The organism is Thermodesulfobacteriota bacterium (genome assembly GCA_035559815.1).
Lineage (GTDB): Bacteria > Desulfobacterota_D > UBA1144 > Nemesobacterales > CSP1-2 > DATMAT01.
Genome location: DATMAT010000042.1, coordinates 45,786 through 58,902, shown reverse-complemented (window position 1 = coordinate 58,902; position 13,117 = coordinate 45,786). Strand labels below are relative to the sequence as shown.

Sequence of the window (13,117 nt, the reverse complement as noted above, 5' to 3'; positions counted from 1 at the left end):
TCCCCGTAAGGGGGAGGATTAAGGTGGGGGTAAAAGTTATAACCTGCATAACAAACATAAAAATAAGGAACCTGATTCAAAAAGCAGTGATTGGTTATAATAATCAAGCAAAGGGTAGGGCATGGCATGAAAATACTCATAACCGATAGCAAACCATATCTAAGTTCGGCAGAAAAGAGGGCTTTAAAAAAAGAAATGACTTTAATCCTCAAAGCACTCAACCTCCCAAGCCATACCGAGGTCTCTATAAGCCTTGTCGACGACATTACCATGAGGAATCTTAACGAAACCTACAGAGGGATAAAAAGGACTACCGATGTACTTTCGTTCCCGCAGTATGTCTTGAATCCCGAGAATGTTAATTCCGCTATTGCACACAACCACAAACAAAATTTTTTATTAGGAGACATAATCATCTCAATAGAAACAGCCAAGAGACAAGCAAAAAGATACAAAACCCCAACAAAAAAAGAAATACAAAGACTAATCATACACGGCACCCTACACCTCATCGGCCACGACCATAAGAAAAGGAAAGAAACAATAGCAATGAGAAAAAAGGAAAAAGAGCTTTTATCCCTGGTCCAACCCAAGCAAGGTAGGCTGTAAAGCCTTTTCAATTTCCTCAAGTTCTTTCAGAGTAGGAAGGTCACCCAAACTTTTCAGTCCGAAGGTTTCAAGGAATTCATCGGTTGTTCCAAAAAGGAAAGGCCGTCCTATAACGTCCTTTCTACCCTTTATCTGAATGAGACGCCTATCCAGTAGCATGGTTACCACCCCGGACGAATCCACTCCCCTAATCTGGTCAATCTCTATTCTGGTAATGGGCTGTCTATAAGCGACTATTGCCAGAACCTCGAGGGCAGCACGGCTAAGCTTGAAGGGCTTCAGTTGCTTGAACCTTATTATAAAATCGCTGTATTGGGGTGACGTCCTGAACTGATAGCCACCGGCAACCTCGTGGATGCCAAAACCACGGTCGAGCACATTCCACTCGGTGATCAACTCATTCACACACTCCTGCACCTCTTCACCGCTCAAATCGGAAAATACATGGCGGAGTTTTTGAAGGGATACCGGTTTATCCGAAGTGAAAATAATGCTCTCAATTGCCTTCTTGATACGGCTGCGGTCCAAGCTGGGACCCTCCTAAATAAACGAGTTTGATCGAACTGTAGGGGCTATCCTGGTATGCAGCAATGGTTGAACTTCTTATCAGTTCCAGCAGGGCCAGGAAGGTCAATACAAAATCGTAGCTCGACGTAAGCTCGTCGAAAAGCTCCTCAAAGAGTACAGTCTTATGAGACCGGACCTTGGAGGCCAGTTCCTCTATCTTTTCGTCTATGGTCGAGGTTTCCAACTCTAACCTTATGGGTTCAGGCCATATCTCGCTCCTGCGCTTGTATATGTCACGCAAGGCATCTATGAGCGACCACAGGTCTGCTCTGATTAAGGCATTTATTTTGTCCTCCTGGTCGTCCTGGAATACCCTCACAAAAACGTCTCTCTCCAGTATCTGAAACTCCGATAACTTCAACGCCGCCTCTTTATATCTCTGGTATTCGATAAGCCTTCTTACCAACTCTGCCCGGGGGTCTGTCTCATCCTCTTTTTCCGGCTCGGGTTGAGGAAGGAGAAAATGGGACTTAATCAAGCCAAGTTCGGCGGCTACCACCAGATAATCTCCGACTATCTCCAGGTTGAGATTCCTCATCATTTCCAGGTACTCCAGATACTGCTCGGTTATGACGGCTATGGGGATATCGTAGATATCGATCTCGTTCTTCTTGATGAGATGAAGTAGAAGGTCAAGAGGGCCTTCGAATGCGTCGATTTTTACCAAGCAGGGTTCGGCCAGTTCCAAAGCTCTCCTCGGTGGTTCAGCTAAAGTTAGGCAGAAAGATGCCTGACTACACTCCATAGCTCGAAGTAACTATAGCCGGATAAAAACTCGGTTATGATGGACACAGGATACCAGAGAACGTAGGTAAACACACGGCCTCCAAAAAAGAATAGGCCAAATAGTATTATTATTCCGTATGGCTCGAAGCGGCTATAGGCGTAAGCCTGCCTTTCCGGTAAAAGCCCGTAGACAACCCTGGAGCCGTCGAGCGGGGGCAGGGGAAGCATGTTGAATACGGCAAGCGCAACGCCGAATTGGAGCGTAAGTATTACCATCACCAGTATAGTAGGCATTATTCCGGTTACGGACGGGTTTATCACGATGCCCTTAACGTCTATAATCCCGAATTTTAGAATCATTCCGGCGACAATGGCCATGGCCAGGTTTGAAATCGGCCCGGCTATGGCCACTAAGAGCATCCCTTTTCTGGGGTTCTCGAAATTAAGCGGGTTAACCGGGACCGGCTTTGCCCAACCAAACCCAGCCAGGAACATGAGGATGGTTCCAAAAACGTCGAGGTGAGCGATCGGGTTAAGCGTGAGCCGCCCCTGCCTCTTGGCAGTGTCATCACCGAGCATATCTGCAACCCAGGCATGACAGAACTCGTGAACGGTGAGGGCAAAGAGGATAACCGGAGCCTGAATTAATATGAGTTTAAGATTAAAATCCATTCCGTGTACTTTTCCTTTTCTATCGCAGTCTTAGGACCTCGGATGATATTTCCTGTGTATTTCTTTTAATCTTTCCCTCTGGATATGGGTATATATCTGCGTCGTGGAGATGTCCGAGTGTCCGAGCATAATCTGTATGGTTCTCAAATCCGCCCCCCGCTCAAGGAGGTGGGTGGCGAAGGAGTGTCTGAGTGTGTGCGGGCTTATTTTCTTGCCGATCCCGGTCCTGCCGGCATATCCCTTGATCAGCTTCCAGAATCCTTGACGGGTCATCTTTCCACCACGCCTGGTCACAAATAGGTAAACCGATTTTCTGGACTTAAGCAGGCTGGGCCTGGAGATATTCATGTATTCTTGGAGGCTGGCTATGGCCTTATCTCCGATAGGCACTATTCTTTCCTTTCCCCCTTTTCCGTAAACCATCAGGTATCCAAGCTCGAAGTTGACGCTGTTAAGTTGAAGGGAGACAAGCTCCGTCACCCTTATGCCGGTTGCGTATAAAACTTCCAGCATGGCTAGATCACGCACACCCTCGGGAGTCTTATCATCGGGAGCGGAGAGGAGCTTCTCCACGTCGTCGAGCGACAGAACGCCGGGGATAGAGGTCCTAATCTTGGGGGTGCGTATAAGAAAGGTGGGATCTTTCTCTATGATTTTTTCGGCGAGAAGAAATCTGAAAAACTGTTTTATGGAGACCAGTATCCGAGCTACGGACCGGGCATTAAGGTTCTGCTCTCTTAGATGTGTCAGAAAATCAAGAATGACCTTGTAATCGACTTCTCTGATATCAACGATCCCTCTTTCTTCTAGGTAAACTACCCACTTCGAGACATCTCTTCCATAAGACTCCAAGGTGTTCTTTGAAAGCCCTTTCACCACGGCGAGATAAGAGATAAAAGAATCCTGGAGGTTATTCATGTTCGGAAAAATATAGTATTATGTGCCAACCTCCCACGAGCTTAGATATTTACTCTGCTCGGGGGTGAGCCTGTCGATTTTTACTCCTAGCGATTTCAATTTCATCTCCGCAACCATCTTGTCCACCCTCTCCGGAACGCCATAAACCTTGTTCTCCAGTTTTTTCCTGTTCTTCACCAGGTATTCAACACAAAGGGCCTGGTTGGCAAAGCTCATGTCCATGACGCTCGAAGGATGCCCCTCGGCTGAGGCCAGGTTTATAAGCCTTCCCTCGCCGAGGACGTTGAGCCGTTTGCCGTTTTTAAGGGTAAATTCCTCGACGTACTCCCTTATCTTCCTCCTGCTCCTGGATATGTTTCGCAGGCCCTTCAGGTCAATCTCCACGTTGAAATGGCCGGAATTGCAGATAATGGCTCCATCCCTCATTCTGGAAAAATGTTCCTTTCTGATAACGTTCAGATTCCCGGTGACCGTGCAGAAAAAGTCTCCTACCTTTGCCGCCTCATCGATAGACATCACCCTGAAGCCGTCCATTACCGCTTCCAGGGCTTTCAGGGGGTCCACCTCGGTCACGATTACATTTGCACCGAGGCCTCTTGCCCTCATCGCTACACCCTTACCGCACCAGCCGTATCCGCAGACGACAAAATTGGTGCCGGCGATTAAACGGTTCGTAGCCCGGATAATACCGTCGATGGTGCTCTGGCCGGTGCCGTATCGGTTATCGAAAAAGTGCTTGGTGTCGGCGTCGTTAACCGCGATGATAGGATAGCGCAATACCCCGCGCTCGGCCATGCTTCTCAAGCGGATAACGCCGGTGGTGGTCTCTTCCGTCCCGCCTATAACATTATCAAGAAGCTTGACCCTTTCTTTATGGAGGGTAGAAACTAGGTCTGCTCCGTCATCCATGGTCACGTTTGGGGCGGAATCGAGTGTGCTGATTATGTGTTGATAATAGGTCTTGGTATCTTCGCCCTTTATGGCAAAGACGGACATCTTGTGCTCTTTGACTAGGTATGCGGCAACGGGGTCTTGGGTGCTCAACGGGTTAGAGGCGCACAGGGTTACGTCCGCACCCCCCTCTTTCAAGGTTATGGCCAGATTTCCGGTCTCCGTAGTAACGTGAAGACAGGCGGCCAATCTGATTCCCTTGAGTGGCTTCTCCTTCTTAAACCGATTGCGTATCTGAGCAAGCACCGGCATCTCCTGAGCTGACCATTCCACTCGTAAGCGGCCTTCCTTGGAAAGGGCCAAATCTTTTACGTCGTATTTCATGTTTATCCTCCGTTTATCGACTGATAATGTGGCAACACTTCGTTGCCTCTGTCATCTTCGTAGTCTAAGGGGTTAATTATCGGACTCGGTGGAAACTTATTCAATTGCCTTTCTTAGCTCTTCCACCTTGTTTACTTTCTCCCAGGTAAAATCCGGCTCGTTTCTTCCAAAATGGCCGTAGGCCGCGGTGTTTTTATAGATCGGTCTCAGCAAGTCGAGGGTTTTTACCACTCCGGCCGGCCTCAGGTCAAAAACCTCTCTTATGGCCCTGGATATCTTATCCTCCGGAAAAATACCGGTGCCGAAGGTATCGACCAATACGGACACGGGCTCCGGCACGCCTATGGCGTATGCAATCTGCACCTCACACTCTTTGGCAAACCCGGCGGCGACGATGTTCTTAGCTATATATCGTGCCATGTAGCTTGCGCTTCTATCAACCTTGGAGGGGTCTTTTCCGGAGAAAGCCCCACCCCCATGTCTTGACCATCCGCCGTACGTATCTATTATTATCTTTCTTCCGGTTAATCCGGTATCACCCTTAGGGCCGCCAATCACAAACCGACCGGTAGGGTTAATGTATACCTTAGTCTTCGGGGATAGAAGCCTCTCCGGAATAACCGGCTTTATCACCTCCTCTAAAACCCCCTCGTATATGGTGGAGTTACCGACATCAGACGAGTGTTGAGTGGAGACAACTATCACATCTATACCCACTGGCTTGTGGTCTTCATATCTCACGGTTACCTGTGTTTTTCCGTCTGGCCTTAAGAACGGGAGTGTCCCGTTTTTTCTGGTCTCGGAAAGCCGTCTTGCCAGCTTATGCGCATACATGATAGGCGTGGGCATAAGCTCCGGCGTCTCATCTATGGCATAGCCGAACATCAACCCCTGGTCCCCGGCGCCTTGTTCCTTTTCTTTAGTTGCATCCACTCCCAGGGCAATGTCCGGGGACTGCCTTCCTATAGAAATCATCACACCGCAGTTATCACAGTCAAAACCCATAGAGCTATCCGTATATCCTATTTCCCTGATTGTATCCCTCACGATCGACGAAATGCTAAAATTGGTAGTGGTCTTGAATTCACCGGCTACGACCACCAGGCCGGTGGTGAGCAGGGTTTCACAGGCCACCCTTCCATGCGGGTCCTGAGATAAAACCGCATCCAGTATAGAGTCGGAGATCTGGTCCGCCATTTTATCGGGATGGCCCTCGGTAACCGATTCCGAGGTAAAAATAAAACTGCCCAGAGCCATATATTAGTTCCCTCCTTGGGACGATTAAGAGCGAAAAAACTATATACTTTTAGCCCTGTATGTCAAGAAAAGGTGCTTATGCTCAACCTACATGTTATTTTAAACAATATAAAAATGGCCACAAAGGACACAAAAAACGTAACCGCACGCGAGGCCGCTTTGATAGTATTGAGCAGGGTGCTATTGCAATCGGCTTACCCGGACCTGGCACTGGAGGGCTTTTTTGCCAAGAATACCCATCTTTCTAAGAAGGAAATCAGCCTGGTAACGGAACTGGTATACGGTGTGATCAGGTGGCTGGGAAAATTGGATTACATTATTAATCTCTTTACTACCAGTATTAAAAAAAAAGAAGTAGAGAATTTGTTACGGTTGGGAATATACCAGATTCTATTCTTGGACAGTATTCCCGATTATGCTGCTATAAACGAAACGGTGGGTTTGGCAAAAAAGCTTTATGGTGACAGGGTCGGTAATTTTGTGAACGCCGTGTTGAGAAGGTTGGTGAGGGATAAAGACGGCATTGTCTACCCCCGAGTGGAAGATGACCCGGTTAAATACATTAGTGTCAAGCATTCATTTCCCCCTTGGCTTGTAAGAAGATGGATTGGGACAATGGGGCACGATCAAACCGAGAAACTCTGCCATGCGTATAACCAGGTACCTCCTATTACCGTCAGGACAAATACACTGAAAACTATGAGAGAGAGGCTTATCGAGGCGTTTTCTGCAAGAGACATTCGCTCGGTCCCCACCAAATACTCTCCTGACGGCATAACATTGTTTTCCAAAATTGACCCCGCCTCGATCCCGGAATTTCAACTCGGTCTATTCACGGTGCAGGACGAGGCCTCTCAACTTATCTCCTATCTTCTAAACCCGCAACCGGGGGATATCGTTCTTGATGCCTGCAGTGCTCCTGGCGGAAAATCCACACACATAGCCGAGTTGATGGGAAACGAGGGCGAGGTAATCTCCCTGGATATCAATGAGTCAAGGCTAGGACTGGTAGAGCGTCAGGCAAAGAGGTTGGGAATTGGGATAATCAGGACTGTCTGTGCAGACCTTTCCGGTGAAGGCTGTGTGAGTGAATTTCAAAATCGCTTCGATAAAGTCCTGGTAGATGCCCCTTGCTCCGGCCTCGGCACTATCAGGCGGAATCCGGATATAAAATGGAGAAGAGGGGAAAAGGACATACTTGAACTATCAGAGATTCAGTTTAAAATCTTATCCCATGCTGCGCGGATGGTTAAACCAAACGGCGTTCTGTTATACTCTGTCTGCACTCTGACCGGCGAGGAAAATGAAGAGTTGTGCGAAAGATTCCTGAAGGAGAACCAAGGATTTCAAATCGATCAAGAGCAGATATCGGCGTTACAGTCTATTTCCCATCTCTTCGAGGAAAAGGGATTCTTTAGAACCAGCCCTCTAATCCCGGACATGGATGGATTCTTCTCAGCCAGATTCAGGAAGGTAAGCTGACCAAATATGAGAAAACTAATAGTTCCTTCTATACTTTCCGCGGATTTTACCAGACTGGGTGAAGAGATAAGAGCAGTCCAGGAAGGTGGCGCTGACTGGATACATGTAGACGTCATGGACGGGCATTTCGTGCCCAATATCAGCATCGGGATTCCGGTTGTAGAAGCGATAAAGAAGATAGAGCCGCCGCCCATGGATATACATTTGATGATAGATAGGCCAGATGAGTTTGCCGAGGTGTTTATAGAAGCGGGAAAGCCGTTTGTTAAATCGGTCACTATTCAGGTGGAGAGTTGCAAGCTCCTCTACAGCACCATAGCTAAAATCAGGTCGCATGGGGTGATGGCCGGCGTGGCCCTCAATCCGGCGACACCGCTTTCCACTGTAGAGGAAATCATTCCTTATGTGGATTTGATACTGGTAATGACTGTGGAGCCCGGCTTCGCTGGACAGGAGTTCATCCGGTCTTCCATCCCCAAGATAAGGCACTTGAGGAGTATAATCGATAGGCTGGATACTAAGCCTCTTATCGAGGTTGACGGGGGAATTAAATTGAACAACATCCGGGAAGCGGCGAGTGCCGGAGCCGACGTTTTTGTCTCCGGGTCGGGTATCTTCAAGACCAAAAATTACGCTGAAACCATCCAGGGGATGAGGAATCAAATAAGGGATTCTGGGGTAGCAGGTCTTTAGTTAAATCCTAGGTTAAGACTGGGTTTGTCCCAATCCTCTTGCTTGATATGGCCTACAAAACCTCCTATTTGAAAGAAATAGAGGGTTATTTTCTTTCGTTGATGGGAAAAGGTATCATGCTCTCATCCAAGGATTACGACCTGATTCTTAATTGGAGAAAGAGAAAAATCCCTAAAGAGATAGTGTTCAAGGGGATAAGAAACGCTTTTAGTGCCGGTTTAATGGAAAAAAAGGGCGGCGACCGGGCTCTCAGTCTCAGCCGGTTAGCCTCCTATGTCGAGGAAGAAATAAGGAATTATCGAATCACCGCCGGCGACGAATCCTCTGAAGAAATGGAACCGGGGCATAAGAGGGTTTCAGGAATAATCGAAAGACTGAATAAGACAATTAAATCGGAGAAGAGAGAAACAGTGCGAGGCCATTACCTCAAAGCTCGAAATAAACTTCTAGAGCTTCTCCACTCAAAAAGAGACGATATCTATGAAGTTCTTGAAGAAATAGAAGAAGATTTTTATAATGATTTTTACGAGGCTTTGCCGGAGAAGGAACAGGATAAGATAAATACGGAAGCCGAACGCCGGGTCAGTGGTAGGGCAAGGCAGATGACTGAAAAAGCCCGCCGGGATAGCTTACTATCGTTCAGGAACGAATTGCTGAAAAGGCATTATGGGTTGTCGAATATACTCGGAGATGATTGAGAAGTAGGGTAATGCTAAAACAATCTTCCATCGGCTGTGAAAAATGCTTTGGTAATGGATATCTAGTCGAAAAGCAACGCGACTTTGCCCTGGCCAGGTTGTGTGAATGTATGAACAATTGCCCGGAGTGTAACGGATCCGGGTCGATTATCTCCAAAAATGAAAAGGGATACAATTATGTCCGCTCATGTGGGCTATGTGGGGCGGTGAGGAGAAACATAAAGCTTTATAATCTTGCCGGTATTCCGGCCAGGTATGCGGACGTACTGCAGGTAGACGCCCACTTCAAGCCGAAATATCCAACACAGCAAACCGCCCTCAAGCATGCAAAGGATTTCGTGAAGCGGTATCCGCCCGACTCGGATAAGAAGAAAGGATTTCTCCTGATGGGAAAGGCCGGTCTGGGCAAGACTCATCTAGCTATCGGAGCCATATCCGAACTCACCCTCCAGCGCGGTGTGAGATGTTTGTTCAAGGACTTCTTCTATCTTCTGTCCGACCTTAAGGAGGGTTATTCCCAGGGCAAACCGGAGAATGAGGTATTGTCCCCGCTCATAGAGACCGAAGTCCTGGTGATAGATGAGCTGGGGAAGGGCAAAAGCAACGAATGGGAGCTGAACATACTAGACCAGCTTATTTCAAAACGCTACAATGCGTCCAGGTCTACCTTAATCACTACTAATTACGTTTCCGAGGATTACAAGACAAAACTTAACCTGGAAGACAGGGAAATACTAGAATATAGAGTTGGAGAAAGGATCGCATCCAGGTTATATGAAATGTGTGATTTTATCTATTTAAAGGGGGAAGACCTTAGAAGGCCAAAAAAAATCTAGAATTCCCAGTATGGCGATTGCACTTTCTTCACGGTCTCGATAATCGCATCTGCTTTTGTTCTTTCGCTCATGTCTCCGTAGTCTGTCTTTTTCTTCTCCAGCAGTTCTTCGATTACTTCCTTGGTGGATAGCCAAAGCCCGTCCAAGTTGTATCCGCCTTCCAGTATGTAGACTACCTTTCCTCCGCAGTGTTTTTTAGCCGCTTCCCTCAAAAACCTGGTCATTTGGGCAAACCCCTTTGGAGTGACCTTCATTCCCCCGAGAGGGTCTTCAAAGTATGTATCGAATCCGGCGGAGACAAGGATAAATTCCGGTTTGTACTGGTCTATGACCGGCCCGAGTATGCTCGAGAAGATTCTCATGTACTCTCCGTCTCCCATGCCCGCCGGCAAGGGGACATTGATGGTATATCCGACTCCGCCTCCTATGCCTGTCTCGTTTATCCCGCCGGTGCCCGGGTAGTAAGGATACTGATGCGTGGAGAAGTAAAGTACCTGGGGGGAATGGTAAAACATATTTTGTGTTCCATTGCCGTGATGGAGGTCCCAGTCCACGATTAATATGCGATTGAACTGGTACGATTTAAGGAGGTACGCTGCGCCGACGGCCACGTTATTGAATAGACAAAAACCCATAGCCCGGTTTTTTTCGGCGTGATGACCGGGAGGTCGGACAAGGGGAAAGGCGGTATCAACCTCTCCCCGTAACACGCTTTCGACCGCCGAAAGCATTCCCCCGGCTGCGCGCAATGCAGCGTCGAACGAGACCGGGCAGGTAGAGGTGTCCGGGTCTAGAAATACCCTCGGTCTTCCCTTAGTCGATAGGACAAAATCGTAATACTTGGGCTCATGGACGAGCGTTATCTCCTCCTTTGTGGCATCACGAGGCTCGATTCTCACCACCTCTTCCCAGAGTTTGGTGTGCCTGAGCATATCGATAATGGCCAGCAGCCGCTCCTGAGATTCGGGGTGCCCCATTCCGTTATCGTGGTCAACGTAGAGCTTATCTATAACTATTCCCAGTTTTTCCATCTTGATTTATTCCATCGGGTGAAAAAGATGTTAGCACAATATAGAGTACCATACAAAGATTTAGTCACTGTTTATAAGGGATTTGATAGCCCCGATAAGATATAGAGAGCCGGTGGCGCATGAATGGGTTGAGAGATTTTTTACCTTGCTAAAAGCCTGCTGGAAATCCTCTATGACCTCGATTTCCCGAGCGTGTCCCCTGGCTATCTCCGCTAATCTTTCTGCTTTAACCCCTCTTTTGGAGGGAAGGCCGGTTATTATGATTCTCTCCGCAACTTCAGAGATCTCTTCAAGGTACTTCTCATGGTCCTTATCGTTAAGCATACCTATTAGAAAAGTAAATTGGGCGTCAGGGTACATGGAACGGAGCGATAACCTCAATGCACGAGCACCGTCTTGATTATGAGCGCCGTCGAGAATAAACGGAGGATAGTGTCTTATAAACTCCATTCTCCCCTCCCACTTCACCGAGGAAAGGCCCTTCCTCAGTGCTTTTTGGTCTAGCTTTATTCCGTGGGATTCGGATATATTCTCCAGGGTAGCAATGGCAATGGAGGCATTCTCCAGCTGATGTATGCCCCGGAGGCTGAAATTCAGGTGCTCTAATTGCCACTTTTTTCCGTAATAGTCGAACCCTTCTGTGGTTTCACCCTGGAAGTAAAAGTCTCTTCCCATTACCCTAAGCGGTGAAGAGAACTCTTTGGCCGTGGTATGAATTACCTCTAGAGCTTCTCCTTTCGCCCCGGTTATTGCCGGAATTCCGGGTTTTATTACCCCGGCTTTTTCATGAGCTATTTCCTCGACGCTCTCCCCTAGAAATTGGGTGTGGTCCCTGGAAACGTTGGTTATGACCGAGCAAAGCGGTAATACCAGGTTGGTTGCATCCCACCGCCCTCCCATACCCACTTCCAGTACCGCGAAATCTGCTTCACTTAATGCGAAGTACATAAAAGCGGCCGCGGTCAAGACCTCGAAATAGCTGGGCTCGATAAACAAATGCTCCGAAACCCTTTTTACCTCTGATATAAGGGAAGACAACTCATCGACGGCAATTTCCTGACCGTTTACTTTTATCCTCTCGGTAACCCTTACTAGATGGGGTGAAGTATAAAGACCGGCCCGGTATCCCTGGGCCTCGAGCACCGAGGCAATCGCTGCGGCGACGGAGCCCTTACCGTTTGTCCCGGCGATTAATAGGCTAGGTATTTTATCCTGCGGATTGCCCAAGTGTTGGGCGATCTTCTTTATTCTATCTAGCCCGGGTTTCACTCGAAAAAGGCCAAGCGACTGGAGATAGGCAATTCCTTCATTCATATGATTAAAAATTAAAGATTCTTGGGCATCGTCCGATTTTTAACCGGGGGGCCAGGTCATCTTTCTTCCCCCTAAGACGTGTAAATGAATGTGCCAGACGGACTGCCCACTTTCCAGCCCGCTATTGATTACCAGCCTATACCCCTTGTTGCTGATGTTCTCTTTACGGGCGACTTCATTTGCTATGTGTATAAGATGGCCGAGGAGGGGAGCGTCCTCTTTTTCTGCTTCCACTAACGACCTTATGTGCTTCTTGGGAATGACCAGTATATGTACCGGCGCTTTAGGGTTTATGTCCCGAAAGGCAACCGACAAATTATCTTCGTGGACGATAGTAGCAGGTAACTCTCTTCTGGCTATCTGACAGAATATACACTCCTCCATTTTACTTCCCTCCTACTCATTCAAAGACGACCTTTATTATATCACAGCCTATCAACATTACGGCTAGCCGGAAAATGGCCGCCAAAATTTTCAGTGGTAATAATTTCCATCTGGTATTTGTTGTTGATATTGACCGAATCTTAGTGTAAATTTGATATTGATACTCAATTAAGCCAAATGAGGTGTGATACATTGACTCCGAAAATAAAACAAAAATCAGAGAGGAAAAAGGCTCTAGAAGAATTCATCTCCAAAAAAAGGCTCAAGTCCACCAAGCAGCGAGACGTGATATTTGATGAATTCTTCAACTATCTGGGACAACACGTGACGGTCGAAGACCTTTACGAAAAGATAAAAAAGCAACACCCGCGAATCGGATACGCCACCATTTATCGAACCCTGAAGCTCTTCAAGGAATGTGGCCTGGCCTTCGAGAGAAACTTTGGCGATGGAAGAACGAGGTATGAACCGGTAAAATTCGAGGGTGAACACCACGACCACTTGATTTGTCTTGGCTGCGGAAAAATAATCGAATTTGCCAATAATCAAATCGAATCGTGCTCCAATCAGGTAGCCAGGCTAAACGGCTTTGAGGTAGTTAACCACAAGCTCGAGCTCTATGGCTACTGCCCCTCCTGCCAAATTGACCATTGAG

The 13,117-nt window shown here is 47.6% G+C and carries 15 protein-coding genes; 6 read left to right on the top strand and 9 right to left on the bottom strand.

Annotation, left to right across the window (positions count from 1 at the left end; genetic code table 11):
* Positions 1-126 precede the first annotated feature (126 nt).
* Positions 127-609, top strand: coding sequence for an rRNA maturation RNase YbeY (gene ybeY, locus VNN20_11470; protein HWP92800.1), 483 nt, complete (start codon positions 127-129; stop codon positions 607-609).
* Here ybeY and scpB read toward each other — a convergent pair.
* From scpB to metK, 6 genes are all read right to left on the bottom strand, one after another.
* On the bottom strand, positions 574-1,137 hold the full coding sequence (scpB, locus tag VNN20_11465) for an SMC-Scp complex subunit ScpB (protein HWP92799.1): 564 nt from the start codon (positions 1,135-1,137) through the stop codon (positions 574-576). The genes ybeY and scpB overlap by 36 nt on opposite strands.
* Positions 1,106-1,864, bottom strand: coding sequence for a segregation/condensation protein A (locus tag VNN20_11460; GenBank protein ID HWP92798.1), 759 nt, complete (start codon positions 1,862-1,864; stop codon positions 1,106-1,108). Before VNN20_11460 ends, scpB begins: the two co-directional genes overlap by 32 nt.
* Before the next feature lie 26 nt (positions 1,865-1,890).
* Positions 1,891-2,574: a site-2 protease family protein gene (locus VNN20_11455; protein ID HWP92797.1), complete on the bottom strand. Its 684-nt coding sequence runs from the start codon at positions 2,572-2,574 to the stop codon at positions 1,891-1,893.
* Positions 2,575-2,604: 30 nt separating this feature from the next.
* Positions 2,605-3,492 carry a site-specific tyrosine recombinase XerD gene (gene xerD / locus VNN20_11450; GenBank protein HWP92796.1) on the bottom strand — a complete coding sequence of 296 codons (888 nt, stop codon included), beginning with the start codon at positions 3,490-3,492 and terminating at the stop codon, positions 2,605-2,607.
* A gap of 18 nt (positions 3,493-3,510) precedes the next feature.
* The gene (ahcY, locus tag VNN20_11445; protein HWP92795.1) at positions 3,511-4,767 is read right to left on the bottom strand and encodes an adenosylhomocysteinase; all 1,257 of its coding nucleotides are present in this window, start codon (positions 4,765-4,767) and stop codon (positions 3,511-3,513) included.
* Positions 4,768-4,863: 96 nt separating this feature from the next.
* Entirely contained in the window at positions 4,864-6,018 is a 1,155-nt protein-coding gene (gene metK / locus VNN20_11440) for a methionine adenosyltransferase (GenBank protein ID HWP92794.1), read from the bottom strand.
* An 84-nt stretch (positions 6,019-6,102) separates the two neighbouring features.
* On the opposite strand from metK, the gene rsmB reads away from it, so the two are divergent.
* From rsmB to VNN20_11420, 4 genes are all read left to right on the top strand, one after another.
* Complete coding sequence (gene rsmB, locus VNN20_11435) at positions 6,103-7,506, top strand: 16S rRNA (cytosine(967)-C(5))-methyltransferase RsmB (protein HWP92793.1); 1,404 nt, start codon at positions 6,103-6,105, stop codon at positions 7,504-7,506.
* A gap of 6 nt (positions 7,507-7,512) precedes the next feature.
* Positions 7,513-8,199 carry a ribulose-phosphate 3-epimerase gene (gene rpe / locus VNN20_11430; protein ID HWP92792.1) on the top strand — a complete coding sequence of 229 codons (687 nt, stop codon included), beginning with the start codon at positions 7,513-7,515 and terminating at the stop codon, positions 8,197-8,199.
* Between the two features lie 116 nt (positions 8,200-8,315).
* Positions 8,316-8,897, top strand: coding sequence for a hypothetical protein (locus VNN20_11425; protein HWP92791.1), 582 nt, complete (start codon positions 8,316-8,318; stop codon positions 8,895-8,897).
* An 11-nt stretch (positions 8,898-8,908) separates the two neighbouring features.
* Complete coding sequence (locus VNN20_11420) at positions 8,909-9,733, top strand: ATP-binding protein (GenBank protein HWP92790.1); 825 nt, start codon at positions 8,909-8,911, stop codon at positions 9,731-9,733.
* Here VNN20_11420 and VNN20_11415 read toward each other — a convergent pair.
* Genes VNN20_11415 through VNN20_11405 form a run of 3 tightly spaced genes read right to left on the bottom strand, consistent with a single transcriptional unit; the run spans position 9,730 to position 12,462 of the window.
* Positions 9,730-10,764, bottom strand: a complete 1,035-nt coding sequence (locus VNN20_11415) for a histone deacetylase (GenBank protein HWP92789.1) — start codon at positions 10,762-10,764, stop codon at positions 9,730-9,732. The genes VNN20_11420 and VNN20_11415 overlap by 4 nt on opposite strands.
* Before the next feature lie 60 nt (positions 10,765-10,824).
* Positions 10,825-12,078 carry a folylpolyglutamate synthase/dihydrofolate synthase family protein gene (locus VNN20_11410; protein HWP92788.1) on the bottom strand — a complete coding sequence of 418 codons (1,254 nt, stop codon included), beginning with the start codon at positions 12,076-12,078 and terminating at the stop codon, positions 10,825-10,827.
* Between the two features lie 39 nt (positions 12,079-12,117).
* Positions 12,118-12,462, bottom strand: coding sequence for a histidine triad nucleotide-binding protein (locus VNN20_11405; GenBank protein ID HWP92787.1), 345 nt, complete (start codon positions 12,460-12,462; stop codon positions 12,118-12,120).
* A gap of 192 nt (positions 12,463-12,654) precedes the next feature.
* Here VNN20_11405 and VNN20_11400 point away from each other — a divergent pair, with 192 nt between their 5' ends.
* Positions 12,655-13,116 (top strand): transcriptional repressor, encoded by a 462-nt coding sequence (locus tag VNN20_11400; protein ID HWP92786.1) that lies wholly within the window; start codon positions 12,655-12,657, stop codon positions 13,114-13,116.
* Position 13,117 lies beyond the last annotated feature (1 nt).